General features: G+C 38.7%; 21 protein-coding genes. 14 read left to right on the forward strand and 7 right to left on the reverse strand.

All coding sequences use genetic code 11. The annotated features are described in order from the left end of the window. Window positions 1-2 precede the first annotated feature (2 nt). Window positions 3-401, reverse strand: coding sequence for a flagellar basal body-associated protein FliL (locus ATS71_RS11350; RefSeq protein WP_058404929.1), 399 nt, complete (start codon window positions 399-401; stop codon window positions 3-5). Between the two features lie 167 nt (window positions 402-568). On the opposite strand from ATS71_RS11350, the gene ATS71_RS11355 reads away from it, so the two are divergent. Together ATS71_RS11355 and ubiA are read left to right on the forward strand one after the other, a co-directional pair. Continuing rightward, complete coding sequence (locus ATS71_RS11355) at window positions 569-1,108, forward strand: chorismate--pyruvate lyase family protein (RefSeq protein ID WP_058404930.1); 540 nt, start codon at window positions 569-571, stop codon at window positions 1,106-1,108. Further along, window positions 1,105-1,983 carry a 4-hydroxybenzoate octaprenyltransferase gene (gene ubiA / locus ATS71_RS11360; protein WP_058404931.1) on the forward strand — a complete coding sequence of 293 codons (879 nt, stop codon included), beginning with the start codon at window positions 1,105-1,107 and terminating at the stop codon, window positions 1,981-1,983. The genes ATS71_RS11355 and ubiA overlap by 4 nt, the downstream gene beginning before the upstream one ends. Window positions 1,984-1,988: 5 nt before the next feature. Here the strand turns inward: ubiA and ATS71_RS11365 are convergent, their stop codons facing one another. From ATS71_RS11365 to ATS71_RS11375, 3 genes are all read right to left on the reverse strand, one after another. Beyond that, window positions 1,989-2,609, reverse strand: coding sequence for a 2OG-Fe(II) oxygenase (locus ATS71_RS11365; RefSeq protein WP_058404932.1), 621 nt, complete (start codon window positions 2,607-2,609; stop codon window positions 1,989-1,991). A 95-nt stretch (window positions 2,610-2,704) separates the two neighbouring features. Beyond that, complete coding sequence (locus ATS71_RS11370; RefSeq protein ID WP_058404933.1) at window positions 2,705-3,589, reverse strand: LysR family transcriptional regulator; 885 nt, start codon at window positions 3,587-3,589, stop codon at window positions 2,705-2,707. A gap of 357 nt (window positions 3,590-3,946) precedes the next feature. Beyond that, on the reverse strand, window positions 3,947-4,378 hold the full coding sequence (locus ATS71_RS11375) for a DUF2721 domain-containing protein (RefSeq protein WP_006791572.1): 432 nt from the start codon (window positions 4,376-4,378) through the stop codon (window positions 3,947-3,949). Window positions 4,379-4,459: 81 nt separating this feature from the next. Here ATS71_RS11375 and ATS71_RS11380 point away from each other — a divergent pair, with 81 nt between their 5' ends. From ATS71_RS11380 to tsaD, 3 genes are read left to right on the forward strand one after another with little or no spacing between them, the layout of a single operon-like run. Then, window positions 4,460-4,807, forward strand: coding sequence for a putative signal transducing protein (locus ATS71_RS11380; RefSeq protein WP_058404934.1), 348 nt, complete (start codon window positions 4,460-4,462; stop codon window positions 4,805-4,807). Continuing rightward, window positions 4,800-5,390 carry a YjaG family protein gene (locus ATS71_RS11385; RefSeq protein ID WP_058404935.1) on the forward strand — a complete coding sequence of 197 codons (591 nt, stop codon included), beginning with the start codon at window positions 4,800-4,802 and terminating at the stop codon, window positions 5,388-5,390. The genes ATS71_RS11380 and ATS71_RS11385 overlap by 8 nt, the downstream gene beginning before the upstream one ends. Window positions 5,391-5,447: 57 nt before the next feature. After that, window positions 5,448-6,461: a tRNA (adenosine(37)-N6)-threonylcarbamoyltransferase complex transferase subunit TsaD gene (gene tsaD / locus ATS71_RS11390; RefSeq protein WP_058404936.1), complete on the forward strand. Its 1,014-nt coding sequence runs from the start codon at window positions 5,448-5,450 to the stop codon at window positions 6,459-6,461. Between the two features lie 9 nt (window positions 6,462-6,470). Here the strand turns inward: tsaD and plsY are convergent, their stop codons facing one another. Next, entirely contained in the window at window positions 6,471-7,082 is a 612-nt protein-coding gene (plsY, locus tag ATS71_RS11395; protein ID WP_058404937.1) for a glycerol-3-phosphate 1-O-acyltransferase PlsY, read from the reverse strand. A gap of 244 nt (window positions 7,083-7,326) precedes the next feature. Between plsY and folB the strand changes: the two genes are divergently transcribed. The 8 genes from folB (at window position 7,327) to trmB (ending at window position 13,490) form a co-directional block, all read left to right on the forward strand. After that, on the forward strand, window positions 7,327-7,686 hold the full coding sequence (gene folB / locus ATS71_RS11400; RefSeq protein WP_058404938.1) for a dihydroneopterin aldolase: 360 nt from the start codon (window positions 7,327-7,329) through the stop codon (window positions 7,684-7,686). Beyond that, entirely contained in the window at window positions 7,687-8,175 is a 489-nt protein-coding gene (gene folK, locus ATS71_RS11405) for a 2-amino-4-hydroxy-6-hydroxymethyldihydropteridine diphosphokinase (RefSeq protein ID WP_058404939.1), read from the forward strand. Beyond that, window positions 8,172-8,972: an undecaprenyl-diphosphate phosphatase gene (locus ATS71_RS11410; protein WP_058404940.1), complete on the forward strand. Its 801-nt coding sequence runs from the start codon at window positions 8,172-8,174 to the stop codon at window positions 8,970-8,972. Before folK ends, ATS71_RS11410 begins: the two co-directional genes overlap by 4 nt. A gap of 175 nt (window positions 8,973-9,147) precedes the next feature. Continuing rightward, entirely contained in the window at window positions 9,148-10,503 is a 1,356-nt protein-coding gene (gene mpl, locus ATS71_RS11415) for a UDP-N-acetylmuramate:L-alanyl-gamma-D-glutamyl-meso-diaminopimelate ligase (RefSeq protein WP_058404941.1), read from the forward strand. Between the two features lies 1 nt (window position 10,504). Beyond that, window positions 10,505-11,125, forward strand: a complete 621-nt coding sequence (locus ATS71_RS11420) for a flavin prenyltransferase UbiX (protein ID WP_058405099.1) — start codon at window positions 10,505-10,507, stop codon at window positions 11,123-11,125. After that, window positions 11,125-12,054: an ABC transporter ATP-binding protein gene (locus ATS71_RS11425; RefSeq protein WP_058404942.1), complete on the forward strand. Its 930-nt coding sequence runs from the start codon at window positions 11,125-11,127 to the stop codon at window positions 12,052-12,054. Before ATS71_RS11420 ends, ATS71_RS11425 begins: the two co-directional genes overlap by 1 nt. Continuing rightward, window positions 12,055-12,822 carry an ABC transporter permease gene (locus ATS71_RS11430; protein WP_058404943.1) on the forward strand — a complete coding sequence of 256 codons (768 nt, stop codon included), beginning with the start codon at window positions 12,055-12,057 and terminating at the stop codon, window positions 12,820-12,822. Then, window positions 12,822-13,490, forward strand: coding sequence for a tRNA (guanine(46)-N(7))-methyltransferase TrmB (trmB, locus tag ATS71_RS11435; protein ID WP_058404944.1), 669 nt, complete (start codon window positions 12,822-12,824; stop codon window positions 13,488-13,490). Before ATS71_RS11430 ends, trmB begins: the two co-directional genes overlap by 1 nt. Window positions 13,491-13,523: 33 nt before the next feature. On the opposite strand, the gene ATS71_RS11440 is transcribed toward trmB, so the two are convergent. Then, window positions 13,524-15,407 (reverse strand): EAL domain-containing protein, encoded by a 1,884-nt coding sequence (locus ATS71_RS11440; protein ID WP_058404945.1) that lies wholly within the window; start codon window positions 15,405-15,407, stop codon window positions 13,524-13,526. A 275-nt stretch (window positions 15,408-15,682) separates the two neighbouring features. Between ATS71_RS11440 and panP the strand changes: the two genes are divergently transcribed. Further along, window positions 15,683-17,311 (forward strand): pyridoxal-dependent aspartate 1-decarboxylase PanP, encoded by a 1,629-nt coding sequence (gene panP / locus ATS71_RS11445; protein WP_058404946.1) that lies wholly within the window; start codon window positions 15,683-15,685, stop codon window positions 17,309-17,311. A gap of 53 nt (window positions 17,312-17,364) precedes the next feature. Here panP and argE read toward each other — a convergent pair whose 3' ends face one another. After that, a complete protein-coding gene (gene argE, locus ATS71_RS11450) occupies window positions 17,365-18,510 on the reverse strand; it encodes an acetylornithine deacetylase (RefSeq protein WP_058404947.1) in 1,146 nt (381 codons plus the stop codon). Window positions 18,511-18,576 lie beyond the last annotated feature (66 nt).

An 18,576-nucleotide genomic window follows, 5' to 3' on the forward strand; every position in this document is an offset into this window, starting at 1 on the left:
ACTTAGTGGTACAAATACTTAGTAAATAACACTTCACGAATAATTTCCTGGCCTGTTTCTTCTTTTAACAGGCTTTTTAATTTTTCTATGCATTTTGCGCGAATTTCTTCGCGACCAGTTAATGACTTTATTTTTTCTTCAGGCTCTTTCGATAAAATTTCTACAATAGCGTCTCTTAATAAAGGGGTGTGATGCTCAACAACAGCGATGTCTGAATTATCACTTAGCATTAAGTCAACGGTAACGCGCACATAACCCATCTTTTTACTTGATGCGCCAATATAATTAGTGATTATGTCAGGTTCAAAACCAAAGTAACCAACCGTTGACTCTGCTCGGGCACTCAGGCTCACTAAACTCATAATTAATGTAAAAAGACCCACATATACTATTTTTTTCATATTTAAAGCGTTTCCGAAAACCTGTTGTAAATAGTTTATACTTAATAATAGGTAATAAACAGCGCCAAGCAATTATTTATATTAGTTACTTGGGTTGGTGAATAGGCACTTTTTCAAATGCTTAGGCAATGTTATCATTTACTTGGATTATATTTTATTGAGTTATTGTGGCAACTTTTCCTTTATCTTTATCAGCTAACTGGCTATCGGCTTTACAAACCGATGACTTAACACCTACAGAGCGAGAATGGCTTTTTGAGCCGCGCTCTTTAACCGCTAAACTAAAAAGTAAAGCAACTTCTTTTAGTGTAAAAGTACTTAGCGAACAGACATTTAATTTAAACCATGAACAGCAGCAATTACTAGACTGCAAAACGTCATCGGCGTTAAACAGAGAAGTGCTTTTATTATGCGATAATCACCCCATGGTTTACGCTCAAAGTTGGCTGCCGAATAACCAAACTCACAACTCGCTTCATAATATGGGAGAACGTCCTTTAGGCGATGTTATTTTTCAACAGCCCGAGCTTGTTCGTCAAAATATTGAAATAGCCCGTTTCGATAACAAACATTCAATACAAAATTTAGTGGCACAGCAAAATTTGCCAATACAAACATTATTAGGTCGCCGCAGTGTGTTTTCGTTAAGTGAGTATCAATTTTTGGTGGCGGAAGTATTTTTACCCGGAGCGTATCTTTACTTATGAAATTAGCAGGTTTAAAAGCTAAGCATTTTTCTTATTATTTACAGCTTATGCGTGTTGATAAGCCAATAGGTACTTTATTGCTTTTATGGCCAACATATTGGGCTTTATGGCTTGCCAATAGCGGTACGCCGAGCTTAATTAATTTTATAGTGTTTACTTTGGGTGTTGTAGTAATGCGCAGTGCAGGCTGTGTGATAAATGATTTTGCAGATAGAAAAGTAGATGGCTCTGTAAAACGTACAGCTCAACGTCCTCTAGCATCTGGTACGGTAGCAAGCGCAGAAGCACTAAGTTTATTTTTATTACTGATCTTTGTAGCGTTTATTTTGGTTTTAATGCTGAATGTTAACACCATTTTATTGTCTTTTGGTGCGCTTGCGCTCGCGTTTTGCTATCCGTTTATGAAGCGCTATACCCAATTGCCGCAAGTCGTGCTTGGGGCCGCATTTGGTTGGGCAATTCCGATGGCTTATATGGCATCTATTGATGCATTACCCATACAGGCTTGGTTGCTGTTTACTGCTAATGTATGTTGGACGGTTGCGTACGATACTATGTATGCCATGGTTGATAGAGATGATGATGTAAAAATTGGTGTTAAATCGACCGCTATTTTATTTGGTCGCTTCGACCGCCATATCATTTTTATACTAAATGCTTTATTTATCGCACTTATAACTTATATAGGTTCGATTAATCATTTAGGTATGCCGTTTTGGGGCGGGCTACTAATTGCAGTTACGTTGCTTATTTATCAACACGTGTTAATTTTAAGGCGAGATAGAGACGCATGCTTTAAAGCATTTTTAAACAACCATTATGTTGGTATGGCTATTTTTGCTGGTTTACTATTCTCGTACCCCATTAACATTTAGTTATATTAACGAGGTGGATCAATAATTCCGCTAATTGATGCGTTTTTTCTAAACCAGCCAGCAATTGAATACCGATTATCTACAGCTGGTAATACTTCGTGGACAAAGCGCTCGCTTTCAAATAAAACTAACGTTCCTGCCTCTGGCGCAATAGTCATTTCAATATCTTTGCTTTTTGGCTTATAAATTACAAGTTCACCGCCCTCGCCTGGTGTATTTAAATAAAAAACGCTGGTAAATACTCTATTAGAACGTCCTTTAAAGGCATCGACATGCTTTTTATAAAAGTCACCGTGAGTGTATTTTGCATAGTGACATTCGTAATCAAATAGCCCCATAAAAAAAGTGCGATTGAGCGTTGTGCGAATACTCTCCATAACAGCTAGGTAGGTTAATTGTGCTTGGGATGACCCATCAAACCAATAAGTTTTATCTTTTCGAATATTATCGTCAATTTGTAAATGATTTAAACGACCAATACCAGCAAGGCTAAAGTGCGGATTTATACGATAACAATCAGCCATTAAATCAGCTATTAGTTCTTTGTTTATGGCATTGGGTATAACTGTATAACCGCGGTTTTCAATATCGTTATAAAACGCACCATCGGTTGAAAAGTTGATCATTTATGTGGTTCTTTTTTTGAAGGTGCGCCAGTTTAGCCGAAAAAGAGTAAAAAGCTATTGTTTTGTGCTGCACCTATTTCAAAAATAACAATGGATTAATTAATTGTTGTGGCTGCTTTTTTTATGAGTGAAAGTAAATGTGCCAAGTGTTCAGTAACAGCTGTTTGTTGATTTGTTTGAACAACTAACTGCTCATGGCTTAGGTCTTTATTTGTTTTTAACTGAACCAGGTCGGTGTGCTCTGCCACTGTGTTTGCATGTTCAATACTGGCGATTGCAAAACTATCTGATTTAGTAATGCCCGATATAACCAGTTCAATACTGCCCATTTTAATAGTTGATGATTTATTTAAAGAATCAATGGCTTCATTTAGCATGGTTTGAACTTGTTTTGACTGAGAGAAACAGCCAAAGGCTGAATAGGAGTCAAGTTCGTGTTTGCTTATGTCACTTTTTTGGGCAAGCGGGTGATGTTTAGATACAAATAAAATAAGCTGATCAGGCAGATGAATATCGCTACCAATACTATTTATAGCTTGAGAATAAACACTAATGTCTATTTCACCTTCTTGAAGCTTACGCGTTAATTCATGCTGTTCTTGTAATTGCATTTCAATTTTTACATGTGGGTACTGCGCTAAAAATTGCCCACATGAGATAGGCACAATATTACTCGCCTTATTTGTGTAACCAATAATAAGTTTTTCATCGGCATTGCCATGAACAGATTGAAACAGGCGCTTTTTGGTGTTTTCTAATTCGCTAAGTGTATTTTTGGCGTAATCAAGAAAAAGTTCGCCTTCAGGAGTCAGTTTTACTGAGCGGGTTGAGCGCGTAACTAGCTCATAGCCCATTTCATCTTCTAGGGTTTGAATACTACGGGTAAGCGCAGAAGTACTAATTTGCGTTTTTTCTGCGGCCTGTCTGAAGTGACGTAACACACCAAGTGCTACAAATTGTTCTAATTGCTCAAATCTCACTTTATAGTCCCTTTTTATAAGTAAGTTGTGATGTAATGATACATCAATATTCTGTTTGTTTTACCTGTCTAAACTATTAAAAAATATATGTAAATTTACAACCGATAGATCACACAATATATCTGTTTGCACAATAATAAAAGTGTAAAAATGTTAAAAAGTATTAACCTTTAGACTAAAGGCTAATAGTTTAGTATTCACCTAACATCCCTATCTGGCAAAGTTAAAATAAAAAGCAGGTATAAATCTATAAATAAAATATTAGATAACTTTATTATGCTAATTAATGAAAAAGTATGCCACAAAGTAGGGCATTGATTAAGCAATAATTAAAATATTTGCACGAATTTTAGTCTTTTAGCTTGTTTTATTGTCAAAGTTTTTGTTTGCTCTGTTACTCAATGGTTTGTTTTCAATATTTTGAAGCTCAATTTCTATTGCATCACATGAAATATGAATTTCAAATAAAGACGTTAATAAAGATAAACTTAAGCAGGTTAGGCTTACGCCAAACAAAATAATACCCGTGGTATTAAACTCAATAAAAAGAGCGAACATAGACAAAGTACACAATAAAAAGGAGCCTACACCGTAAACTTGCATCGTTCTTATTAGTTTTATACGTTTTCTTAAATTGGTAATTTGCGCAACAACGACAGGTCGAATTGACTCGCCTTCTCTGGCATTTAATTCTCTGATTAATTGCGCAAGCACTAAAAATCGGTTTGTATAAGCAAGAAGTAATAAAGATATCGCTGGAAAAAGTAGACCCGGGGTTGTAAGTGTCATGCTTGCGCCTTTTTTGAAAATTGTTTAATAACGTTCTCAATACCTTAAAGTATTGTACACACAAAATAATCGAGGTCGATATTGCAAACTCATAAAAACACAACAGATAGTGCATTTAATTGGATAACAATTTACCAAGCAGCCAACACCTTAGAGGCTAATATTGTTAAGGGGTTAATTCAAGCAGGCGGGATAGAGTGTAAAGTTGCAGGAGAAATGCTTCAAGGCGCACTTGGAGAAATTCCTTTCGATCAGGCACAAGTTAGAGTGCAGGTTTATGCGATAAAAGAGCGCCATGCGCGACAAATATTGGTAAACTATCAGCAAGTAAAACAATCCGCTCCAGATTGGGTATGTCCTAACTGTAATGAGCATAATGGATCAACATTTGATTTTTGTTGGTCATGTGAGACGTTAAAGAATGACTAAAGCAAATAATTTTCAGCGTATTAGAGAGCTAAACTATTTACAAAAAGCGGTATTAGCAAGTGCGCTAATTGAACGTATGTTGCCAAATTACGGCTTATTTAGTGAAGCTACGGGGTTTGGTGATGAAACGTTACTTCGTAATGCGCTTAATGTTTGTTGGGAAAAAATCTTGCTACCAAAAAGTAAGATCGATTTAGAAAAGCAAGTTGAAAAAGTGGAACCTAATGTTCCAGAGCTGGCTGATTTTGATATGTTTGGTACATACCCGGCTATTGATGCGGCAACGTCATTACTGAGCTTGATGCATGGCTTAATGGCACAAGACGATAAAGAATTTGTAAGCGTTAGTAAAATTTCGCAAGCAACCGTTGCGCGCTTTATTGAATACCAAATGACAGTAGACGGTGAAATTGCAGACAATACCGCTGTTAGGGAACACCCTTTGATGCAGTATGAAATTGAAGTGTTAGCTGAGCTTATTGATTTTGTTGAAAATATGGGGCGTATTACTTCAGATAGTGTAAAAGCGCTGAAAAAATTTGCTGTTTTTGATGGTCAAACAAATATTGGTTTGACGTTATAAACAAATTAAGTAACTTGAACTTTGATTAAGTAGTGATAAAAAAGCGGGAGAAGTACAATGCGAATTTTAGGCATTGAATCGTCATGTGATGAGACTGGTATTGCAATTTATGATGATGAAAAAGGTTTATTAGCTCATCAATTATACAGCCAAGTAAAAGTGCATGCTGACTACGGTGGTGTGGTTCCTGAGCTTGCGTCACGCGATCATGTGCGTAAAACTCTACCTCTTATTGATGCCGCATTTGCTCAAGCGGGGTGTGGCCCTGAAGATTTAGATGGTATTGCTTATACCGCTGGCCCAGGCTTGGTTGGGGCGCTGTTAGTGGGTACTTCAATTGGTCGCTCTTTGGCTTATGGCTGGGATATTCCTGCTGTTGCGGTTCATCATATGGAGGGGCACTTACTTGCTCCTATGCTTGAAGAAAACGTACCTGAATTTCCGTTCATTGCGTTACTTGTTTCTGGTGGCCATACCATGATGGTAAAAGTTGAAGGCATTGGTCAATACGAAGTACTGGGCGAGTCTGTTGATGATGCTGCAGGTGAAGCGTTTGACAAAACAGCTAAGTTATTAGGTCTTGATTACCCAGGAGGCCCTCGCTTAGCTAAATTAGCAGAGCAGGGTGTGCCAAAACGATTTATCTTTCCTCGTCCAATGACTGATAAGCCAGGCCTTGATTTTAGCTTTAGTGGCTTAAAAACTGCGGCGTCGATTACCATTCGTGAAAATGATGAAGACGAGCAAACTAAAGCTGACATAGCTCATGCATTTCAAACCGCCGTTATTGATACGTTAGTTATTAAATGTAAGCGAGCGCTTAAGCAAACAGGCATCAAACGTTTAGTTATTGCAGGTGGAGTAAGCGCAAATACCCAGCTTAGGCTTCAGCTTGAGCGTGTGATGCAAGGGATGAAAGGTGAGGTTTATTATCCGCGTACAGAGTTTTGTACAGATAACGGCGCAATGATTGCTTATGCCGGAATGCAGCGTTTAAAAGCAGGTCAGTTTGCAACCCTCGATATGAAAACCAAGCCACGTTGGCCAATAGACAGCCTCGAGCCCATTTAATTTAACGGGTTATGTTGGTTTATTTTCATCGGTGGGGGCGTTTTTAGCCCCCACTTTTGGTTCTTCACCCGCAAATAACCTAACTATATTTGTTCTGTGGCGAAAAATAATGAGCACCGTGATAAAAACCACTGGCAATGTATATAGGGGCTTAATTAACCACGTATAAAGCGGTGCGAGTAAAACGGTAACGAGGGCGGCAAGTGAAGAGTAGCGACTTACCGCAACAATAATTAGCCAAGTAGCAATTAATAACCCTGCCAGGGATAAACCTATTGGAAGTAAAGCACCAAATGCGGTTGCAACGGCCTTGCCTCCTTTAAAATTAAAAAACACGGGGTACATGTGCCCTAAACAGGCGCCGACGGCAACAACGCCCAGAACTAAAGGCTCAAGTTGTAAAAAATAGGCCCCCCACACTGGAATTGTGCCTTTTAAAATATCAAAAACAAGAACTAAAACAGCAGGAAAAGCGCCACCTAAGCGGTAAACATTAGTTGCGCCAGGGTTATTTGAGCCATGTGTGCGGGGATCTTGGAGTTTAAATAGGCGCGACACTAAAATAGCCGACGAAATCGACCCAAGTAGGTACGCTAAAACAAACATCAAAATGGCTAACACATAGTTCCTTATTTTTTTATCGTTATACCCGTTACATTTAATGCAATTAACATCGTTTTTGGGCTATTATTGGCGGCAAAATTTATCGTTAAAAGTATTATACTTCTATCAATTTTAGCTCAACGCGTTATTTTGTTATTGTAGAAGGTATTTTTACATATTTAAACACTGATTAAAGCATATACAATATTAATTTTTAATTAGTTTATGTAGTTAGAACAGTTGTTGGTCTTTTGGAGTATCAATGGATAAGGTATTTATATCTCAATTGCACGTCGACACGATTATTGGAGTGTACGACTTTGAAAAAGAAAGTAAACAGAGCCTTTATTTTGATATTGAAATGCTAAGTGATATTAAACCCGCTGCCGCAAATGATGACATTAATTTAGCACTTGATTACGCAAAAGTAAGCGAACGCGTCATTGCACATAGTACTGCTAAGCCTGTTGAGTTACTTGAAACACTTGTTGAGCAATTGGCTGATATTATTTTAACGGAATTTAATACAACTCAAGTGAAAATTAGAGTGAGTAAACCTGCAGCAGTGCCGCAAGCACAAACTGTTGGAGTAGAAATAACTCGCAATAAGGCAAGCGTTTAAATGGCGCAAATATTTATTAGTCTTGGGTCAAATATTAACAAAGTGCACTATATGCAAAGTGCCTTAAAAGCGCTTAAAACGCATTTTAAAAATATAGAGCATTCGTCTGTTTTTGAAAGCGAAGCCGTAGGTTTCGTAGGTAATAACTTTTATAATTCGGTCGTTGGGGCAAAAACAGATAGGCCGCTAGCTGAAGTGTGTGCGTTACTAAAAGAAATAGAGCGCGATAATGGTCGTACACCTAATGATAAAAAGTTCAGTCCACGAACACTAGATTTAGATTTATTGTTTTACGACGATGTTATTTGTGACAGCCCTGCGCAATTGCCGCGCGATGAAATCACTAAAAATGCATTTGTACTACAGCCTCTCAGTGAGGTTGCCCCCGGTTTTTATCACCCTGTAGCTAAGCAAACAATTGCTCAATTATGGAATGAATATAATAACCCTCAACAAAAACTATGGAAGGTGGAGTTTTCTAACCCATGAGTATTTTAGAAATAATAATTTTAGCGCTAATTCAAGGTTTTACTGAGTTTTTACCCATATCTAGCTCGGCTCATTTAATTTTACCCTCGCAAATTTTAGGCTGGGAAGATCAAGGACTCGCTTTTGATGTTGCAGTGCATGTGGGCACTTTGATAGCGGTTGTCATTTATTTTCGTAAAGAAGTGGCTGATATTCTCAGTGCGTGGTTTAAATCGTTTGGCGCACAAGGTAAAACAGACGACAGTAAACTCGGCTGGTGGATTATTTTAGGGACAATACCTGCTGCAGTATTTGGTTTGTTACTTAAGGATTTTGTTGAGTTATACCTTCGAAGTGCATGGGTCATTGCTGCCACCACCATTATTTTTGGTTTGCTGCTCTGGTACGCTGATGCCAAAGGAAAACAAGTTAAAACAATTTATCAACTTAATTGGAAGTCGGCTTTAATGATTGGCTTGGCGCAAGCCGTTGCTATGATCCCGGGTACCTCTCGTTCAGGTATTACAATGACAGCGGGTTTAATGCTACGCATGAATAAGCAAAGCGCAGCGCGCTTTTCGTTTTTACTCGCCATTCCTGTTATATCAATGATGGGGCTTTATTACACAGTAGAGCTCGCATTGGGCGACCACGTTGTTGAATGGGGCACATTGTTACTAGGGGTGGTACTGTCCTTTTTATCTGCTTATGCGTGTATTTATTTATTTTTAAAAGTGATTGAACGAATGGGAATGTTACCTTTTGTCATTTACCGATTAGTTTTAGGCTTAGGTTTAATCGTTTTTTTAAGTATGTAGATTAATTTACTTTGCAAAAAAGCCTTCTAATTTAGAAGGCTTTTTTGTTTGTGATAATGACTTTAAGCATTAGTAAAATACCTACATATAATGGTAACTATGCGCGAAATTTGGCATTATAGCGCCATTAAACTTTGCACAGCTGCAAAGTGAGCATACGGTTTAAGGAAAGTATATGCATATTCATATTTTGGGCATTTGCGGTACGTTTATGGGCGGTATTGCAGCCATTGCTAAGTCACTTGGTCATCAAGTGACAGGTTCAGACCAAAACGTTTACCCACCTATGAGCACCCAGCTTGAAGATCTTGGTATTGAGCTCACTCAAGGTTACGACGTATCTCAATTGGAGCCAAAACCCGATATGGTGGTGATTGGTAATGCCATGAGCCGAGGTAACCCATGTGTTGAATATGTGTTAGATAACAGCTTACCTTATACCTCAGGCCCTGAGTGGTTAAAGCATAACTTATTGCAAAACTCTTGGGTACTTGCGGTAGCTGGTACGCATGGTAAAACCACCACAGCCAGTATGCTTGCGTGGATACTCGAATATGCGGGCCTTAAGCCTGGCTTTTTAATTGGCGGCGTAGTACAAAACTTTGGTGTGTCGGCTAAAGTGGGCGAAACCCCATTTTTTGTAATTGAAGCCGATGAGTACGATACCGCCTTTTTTGATAAGCGTAGTAAGTTTGTTCACTATTTACCGCGTACGCTAATTTTAAATAATCTTGAATTTGATCACGCAGATATTTTTGAAGATTTAAATGCAATTAAAAAACAATTTCACCACTTAATGCGTACACTACCTTACAGCGGTAAAGTCATTTGGCCAAAACAAGACAAAGCGCTTGAAGACGTTATATCGCAAGGTCTATGGAGTGAAAGCGAAACGTTAGATGGCGATTGGGGCTATAAACTAATTAAAGCCGATGGCAGCGAGTTTGATGTACTTTTGAATAATGAGCAGCAAGGCACGGTTAATTGGGGCGCAATTGGCGAGCATAATGTAAAAAATGCGATTATGGCAATTGCAGCTGCGCGCCATGTGGGAATTGCTGTGAGTCACAGTATTGATGCACTTGCCGAGTTTATTAGCCCAAAAAGGCGAATGGAACTCAAAGCCGACATAAATAGTATTAAGGTGTATGACGATTTTGCTCATCACCCAACAGCGATTAAAACAACCTTAGCGGGTTTACGCGCTAAAGTTGGCGATGAAAAAATTATTGCTATTTTAGAGCCCCGCTCAAACACCATGAAAATGGGTGTACATCAGCATACATTGCTTGATTCGTTACGCGATGCTGACGATGTACTGTTATTTGAGCCAGATAACTTAAGTTGGTCACTGAAAGAGCAAGCAGATAAAGCGGGTATGCAATGCTTTAACAGCACGCAGTCGATTATTAATACGGTGCTTGAAAATGTGCAGCCTAATCAACACATTCTAATCATGAGTAATGGCGGTTTTAATGGCCTCCATCAGCAGCTTGTTGATGGATTGGCTGATAAATACAGCGGAGAATAATTTGCAATTTAAAGATAAAATAACCTTAGCGTTTAGCGGTGCCTCTGGTGCGCCATATGGATTAAAATTGCTTGAAGTACTGCTTGAGCAGCAGTATCAAGTGTATGTACTTATTTCGAGTGCGGCTCGAGTTGTGCTTGATACTGAGTCAAACATAAAGCTCTCTGCAAATGAAGATAAAGCCACTGAGCAATTAAATGCGCTATTTGATGCAAAACCACAGCAATTACAAGTGTTTGGTAAAGATAACTGGTTTAGTCCTGTAGCCTCTGGCTCTGCAGCGCCCAAAAAAATGGTTGTTTGTCCATGCAGTGCAGGATCGGTATCAGCGATTGCGGTAGGCGCATCTGATAATTTACTAGAGCGTGCGGCTGATGTGGTGATTAAAGAACGTGGCCAGCTTATTTTAGTGCCGCGCGAAACGCCTTTTAGCGAGATCCATTTAGAGAATATGCTAAAGCTATCGCGATTGGGTGTAACCATTATGCCCGCAGCCCCTGGCTTTTATCATAAACCGCAAAGCATAGAAGATTTAGTCGATTTTATGGTGGCACGCATTTTAGATCATTTAAACATTGAGCATGCTCTAACAAAACGTTGGGGCTATGGTGAGGGTAAGTAATGAGTAAGCAAAGTATTGCATTAAATATCGAAGGCCTTACCAAGGTATACAAAAACGGCGTTGAGGCTGTTAAAGGTGTTGACTTACAAGTTAATGAGGGCGATTTTTTTGCTTTATTAGGCCCTAATGGCGCGGGTAAATCGACCACCATAGGTGTTATATCGTCTTTGGTTAATAAAACAAAAGGCAAGGTTGAAGTATTTGGGCACAATATTGATACAGACTTAGAGGCAGCTAAAGCGCATTTAGGGCTTGTTCCGCAAGAGTTTAACTTTAGCCAGTTTGAAACGTTAGGGCAAATACTGGTTAACCAAGCAGGTTATTATGGTGTTACTCGCAGCGAGGCGCACAAACGCGCTGATAAGTATTTAAAGCAACTAGGTTTACTTGAGAAAAAAGACAAGCAGGCACGCACGCTTTCTGGCGGTATGAAGCGCCGTTTAATGATTGCACGCGCACTGATGCACGAGCCAAAGCTGCTGATTTTAGATGAGCCAACAGCGGGAGTAGATATAGAGCTACGCCGCTCTATGTGGGAGTTTTTACGCAAAATTAATGAGCAAGGCGTCACAATTATTTTAACCACGCACTATCTTGAAGAAGCAGAGTTACTGTGTAAAAACATCGCTATTATCGATAGTGGGCGCATCGTAGAAAATACCACCATAAAAGCGTTATTAGCAAAGCTTGATAAAGAAACCTTTGTGCTTGATTTAAAAATGCCAGCAAAGCCCGTCACATTACCAGGGTATACCTACACCATGACGGACGATCATACCATTGAGGTTGAAGTGGCAAAATCGCAAGGATTAAATGCGGTATTTACTGAGCTCACAGCACAAGGTAATACAGTATTGAGTATGCGTAACAAAGCCAATAGATTAGAAGAGTTATTTGTAGGATTACTAGAGCAAGGGCGGGGCGAATAAATGTTAAAATATGGCGTAGCCTTAAAAAGTATATGGATTAAAGAGTGTATTCGTTTTTTACGTATTTGGGTGCAAACCTTAGTACCACCGGCTATTACAATGAGTTTGTATTTTGTTATTTTTGGTAACTTAATTGGCTCGCGTATTGGTGAAATGGGCGGATTTAGTTACATGGAGTTTATTGTACCCGGCTTAATTATGATGTCGGTTATAACTAATTCATACTCTAATGTCGCCTCTAGTTTTTATTCAACCAAGTTTCAAAAAAGTATTGAAGAGTTGCTCGTTGCTCCGGTGCCTAATTATATAATTGTATTAGGCTACATGGGAGGCGGTATGACGCGCGGTATGATGGTAGGCTTTATTGTTACCTGCGTGTCGCTACTGTTTGTTGATATTCAAATACATAATATTTTTGTAATAATGGCAACAGTTATCTTAACTTCTGCGGTGTTTGCATTAGGTGGTTTGATTAATGCTATTTACGCTAATAGTTTTGATGATATTAGTATTATTCCCACATTTATACTTACTCCGCTAACGTATCTAGGTGGTGTATTTTATTCAATTACGTTACTACCTGAGTTTTGGCAGAACGTATCGCAAATAAACCCAATCATTTATATGGTTAACGCATTTAGGTATGGATTTTTAGGTGTGTCGGATGTTGATTTAACGGTCGCATTGGGTGTTATTTTAGTGTTCATTACAGTGTTATTTTCTGTTGCGCTTACATTAATCAAAAAAGGTGTGGGGCTAAGACATTAATGAGTGATGCAAATTCTCGAAGTATTGTATCTAATCAGGCTGGTATTCATGAAAAGCTTGATGAAATAGTAAATAAGCATTTAAGCGCCGAGTTTAAAAAGCCCATTGCTGCTCACACGCAAGCGGCATTTGATGAGGTTAATGAAAAGGTGCAGGCATTTGATGGCCCACTTATTTTAGACTCATGCTGTGGTGTGGGTGAAAGCAGCGCGAACTTAGCTAAACGGCACCCCGATGCGTTGGTGATTGGTGTTGATAAATCATCTCATCGACTTGATAAGCACGACGTAGAATACAAGCAAACTGATAGCGGGCAGTATATTTTAGTGCAAGCCGATTTAAACGATTTTTGGCGTTTAGCAGTGGCTGCTAATTGGCAGCCTACGCATCATTATTTGCTTTACCCAAATCCATGGCCTAAATCAAAGCATATTCAGCGCAGATGGCATGGTGCGGCTATTTTTCCGTTTATTGTTAAATTAGGTGGGCAATTAGAGGTTCGCAGTAATTGGGATATTTACGTAAAGGAGTTTGCCAGAGCGCTTGCGCTTACAGGTAATCACTGCGAAGTGACACTTTATGAGTCAGATGATGCAATCACTCCGTTTGAGCGTAAGTATTGGGCTAGCGGTCAGCAAAGTCATCGGCTTATCATTAATTTAACCTAAGTATGGCTAGAATATTTAGTCGTTACAGTTTACTCAGCTGGCTAAATTAGTATCTTCAGATATAGCGAATTGTGGCGCGGGATAAGCAAAGTAATTACCTTGCATAAGCGTCACATTTGCTTTTTGTAGCGCATTAACTATGGCTGCGTTTTCTACAGATTCAGCAATGAGCTGTAAATCTAATTGGTTAGCAAATGCTGCTATATGCTCAATAAATAAGTAAATGTCTTTATCGTTTATTATTTGTTTTATCAATCCACCATCTAATTTAATTCCATCTACTTCTAGCTTAAGCACATTTGAAATATTTGAATAGCCACTTCCAAAATCATCAATAATGACTTTTACCCCTTTACTTTTTACCATAGAAATAAAGGCTTTCACTTCTGAATAATTAGCAATGGCTTGCGTTTCGATTAACTCTAAAGTGATATTGCTTGGGTGTGGGTAACGTTTAAGTTCGTTAGTAATATATTCGTTTAAACTTGGGTCTAACATATCTTGCGCTGTTATATTTAAGCTCCAGCAAATATTAGTCTTTCTAAAGCGACTAATACACTGCGAAAATATAGTGCGGGTTAATAACCCGTCCATTCTAGAGCGAGTAACTACATCTAAAAACGCATCGGGTTTTAAAATCTCTCCACTTGCGGTCACCATCCGAGCCAAGCATTCATACTGCACTACCTGATTAGTTTTGGTATCTATTATTGGTTGAAAGTAGGGCACAATTCGGTTGTTATCAAACGCATCGTGAACTTCTTTAGCCATTTCTACATTGTATTGATATTGAGTTTTAACATCATGTAGGGCTTTTGAATAATTAATAACCGTATGTCTGCCTTGTTTTGCTTGCAGGGCAGCAATATGAGCATTTTCAAGTAATAGTGACTTATTGCCAGTTGCAATGCCCGCACATAAAGTGATGTATATGAATGGGTCGGTTAATAAAGGCGTATTGGCATTATAGGTTTCAATTAAGTCGTTAAGTTCTTCATAAGGTGTTTCTTTGGGGGAAAGCAGTACCAGTTTATTCGTTGCTAAGCGATATAAATGACAGTGAGTAGAGCAACGGCTTTTAAAATGCATAAGTAGATTTTTCATTACTCGGTCGCCAATTTCAGTGCCGTAAAAACTATTTATATCCTCAATTTCGTTCACCCATACAACGGCTAGTTGCATATGGTGGTTATTACTTTTTTTGAGTAAATATTCCAAAGCAATGTGGTTATCAAAGCCGGTACTGGAGTCAGTTGCTAATGAACGCTTAAGTAAATAAACATAAATAGCGGCAACAAGCGCTGCTATAAAAAAGAAAAAGCTTGCCATAGCAGCTGCTTTAGAAACGCTTTCACTCAGCTTTTGGTTTAGGTCGTTAATCGTTATATCGGCACCGGTAAGGTAAGTGGTACCTGTTCGAGTATCTACGTAAGGAATAAATATCGTTTTAAAATGACCCCACTGATCCGCTGAAACTTCAAATACTGGTTCTGTGGAGTAAAAAGCACTTATGTTGAGATTGGTTGCTTCTGGGTATATATCTAAATATTGCGTTATTTTGCCATTGCTCATATCTTCTTGAGTATAGCTAGATGCCGTAAAGTATACGCGGTTGTTTTTTAATATCATCGCGTATACATATTCAACACCGAGTGCTTGTGCAAACTCTGAAAGCTGCCTGCTTTTGACTTCATAATCAATAAAATTAATTTGGCCGTTTTGATTCATGGTATTTAGGTAATCATCACCTAGTATATGCTTTACAGTGGCTGCGGCATTAAGTAGACGAGCATCGACAGACTCCATAATTTCAGCGCGGGTTGTTTGGTAGGTGTAATAGATGTAGACAACTAAGCTGACTAAAAATAAAGCAAAACCAGCTACTAACCAGCTCACTTTTACTCTTCCCTTAAGCATGTCTGTCCCTTTTTTATTGTTTTTTTTATTATACTTAAAATACAAAATTGCCCAATAAATAATTAGTATTTATTCGATTAAATAAAATTTTAATTAAATTAACACTTTTTTGTCATGCGTGTTGTTGCTTTTAAGGCTTTTAACGAGACATTTTACTTATATTGCAGTACAGTTAGCGCAATTATTTAGAAACACTATTGCTTAACTTACCGCCATATTTGGGCGTTTTCACTAGTTAAACAGGTGTTTTAGCAACACACACACTAGGTATTAAGATGGATCAAAAGCGTTGTGCCGTCGCCTCTAAAGAAAGCCTCAAGCGTATATTCACTGTACCTGAAGCACCAGACTCAACTTTAAGCAAAATTGAGCTTGAGATATCGAGTAATTTAGCAGGTTTTTTGAACGAAAATATAGCGGCAATTGAAAAACCCTTACATGAAATTGAAAAAGACTTTCAATCTGCGGTGATCCCGGAAGATCCAACATTTGTATCTGCTTATGCTCAAGACATAATGGAGCAGCTTGTTGCGCATTCTGTGCATACTGCTGCACCAAGTTTTATTGGCCATATGACCTCTGCACTGCCACATTTTTTATTACCTCTATCAAAATTGATGGTGGGACTAAATCAAAATTTAGTAAAAATAGAGACATCCAAGGCATTTACCCCCTTAGAGCGCCAAGTACTTGGTATGATGCATCATTTAGCCTATGGCCAAAATGATGCGTTCTACTCTAAATGGATGCACAGCGCTAAAACCTCACTTGGCGCATTTTGCTCAGGTGGCACGGTTGCAAATATTACTGCGCTTTGGATTGCTCGAAATCGTTTATTAAAACCAGATGGCGAGTTCACAGGTATTGCAGCCCAAGGGCTAGTGGCTGGTATGCTTCATTATGGGTATAAAGGGCTCGCGGTTTTAATTTCAGAGCGAGGCCATTACTCACTAGGGAAATCGGTTGATTTATTAGGGTTAGGGCGCGACAACTTAATTGGTATCAAAACAACGGATGACAATAAAGTCGATGTAAATGCCATGCGAGATAAAGCTCGCGAGCTAGAGTCTAAAGGCATTAAAGTGATGGCGATTATTGGTGTTGCTGGTACAACTGAAACCGGTAATATCGATCCCCTCAACGAAATGGCTGATTTAGCGCAAGAAATTAACTGTCATTTTCATGTTGATGCAGCATGGGGTGGGGCAACGTTGTTATCGAACACGTACCGTCCTTTGTTGAATGGCATTGAGCGAGCAGACTCAATTACAATTGATGCCCATAAACAAATGTATGTACCTATGGGGGCTGGTTTGGTGTTATTTAAAGACCCCGCTGCAACCGATGCAATAGAACATCATGCTGAGTATATATTGCGTAAGGGCTCTAAAGATTTAGGTAGTCACACACTCGAAGGTAGTCGCCCTGGTATGGCTATGTTAGTGCATGCTTGCTTACGTGTTATAGGCCGTAAAGGCTATGAAATGCTAATCGATAGAAGCATTAAAAAAGCAAAATACTTTGCTGATTTAATCAAAGCAGATGAAGATTTTGAGCTTATTTCAGAACCTGAACTGTGCTTGCTCACTTATCGTTATGTGCCAAAACAAATAAAACAAGCGATTGCTGAGGCTGATGAAAAAACACGGATTGATATTTTTGCCTCACTAAATCGTTTTACAGCCAGTATGCAAAAACGCCAGCGTGAGTCTGGACGATCGTTTGTATCGCGTACTCGTTTGACCCCAACTCAATACGATAATCAACCTACGGTTGTGTTTAGGGTTGTACTGGCTAACCCGCTTACCTCGGGTGTGATTTTAAAAGAGATATTAGCTGAGCAAAAAGAGCTTGCTAAAACAGACCCTGTATTTAAAAAGTATTTAAGCAAATACATGAAATAGTAAATACCGCATTTATAAAAAAGACGCTAACAAGCGTCTTTTTTATTGCTTAGTTAAAAGCAACAGGCTTTTATAATATTGCTAATGATGTGCTGTGAGGGCTTTATTTTTTCCATTGCTAAAAATTCGTCAGGTTGATGCGCTTGGTTAATTGAACCCGGCCCCATAACAATGGTTTCACAGCCTAATTGTTGAATAAACGGGGCTTCTGTACAGTAATTAACAGCAATGGCTTTTTGGCCAGCTATTTTTTCTGCAAGTTGAACTAGCGCACTGTCGGTATGGCCTGTAAATGCCGGTATTGGGTCGTGCAGGTCAATTACACTCACTGAGTTAGGATATTGTTCGTTAATCTCTTTTGTTGCATCTAGAAGCAAAGCTTGCAACTCTTGCACGCTAAGCCCTGGCAGTGGGCGCATATCAATATGCATTTCACAACAGCCACATATTCTATTTGCGTTGTCGCCACCATGAATATTACCTAAATTTAAAGTAGGGTAAGGTATTTCAAAGTGATTTAGTGAATACTTATTCTTTAATTGCTCTTTCAAGATCAGTAATTTTGAAGTCACTTTATGCATAACTTCAATGGCGTTTAGACCACGTTCGGGATCGGAGCTATGCCCTGAGCGACCAACGACCCTTATAGCTGTACTCATATGGCCTTTATGTGTAAATACCGGTGTCATATCAGTGGGTTCACCAATAATACAGCGCGCTGGTTTTAAATTTGGGTGCTGACAAATTTGTTGAGCACCTGCCATTGTTGTTTCTTCATCTGCAGTGGCAAGTATTAAAATTGGCTGTGTTTGTTGTTTTTCATCCAACTCGCTTATAGCTTGCAGCACGAAAGCAAAAAATCCTTTCATATCAATGCTGCCTAAACCATAAAGTTTGTTATTGAGTTCGGTTAATTTAAACGGATTATGATTCCAGCGGCTATCATCAAACGGTACTGTATCGGTATGCCCAGCAAGCATTAAACCGCCATCGCCAATGCCGCGTTTTGCTAATAAGTTATAACGCCCTTTTTTACCTTCAAGTTCTATTATTTCACACGTAAAGCCAAGAGTTTCACACCATTGTGCAAGTAACTCGATAACACTTTTATTGCTCATACATTGACTGTCTTCAATCGCACTAATAGAAGGGGCTGCAATTAATTGCTGATACATAGAAATAAACGAAGGTAGAGACATAAAAATTCCCAAAATAATTATTCAATTTAATTGCATAACAATATAAAAGTATTTATGATGAATATC

It is taken from the genome of Pseudoalteromonas sp. H71, from assembly GCF_001468485.1.
Lineage (GTDB): Bacteria > Pseudomonadota > Gammaproteobacteria > Enterobacterales > Alteromonadaceae > Pseudoalteromonas.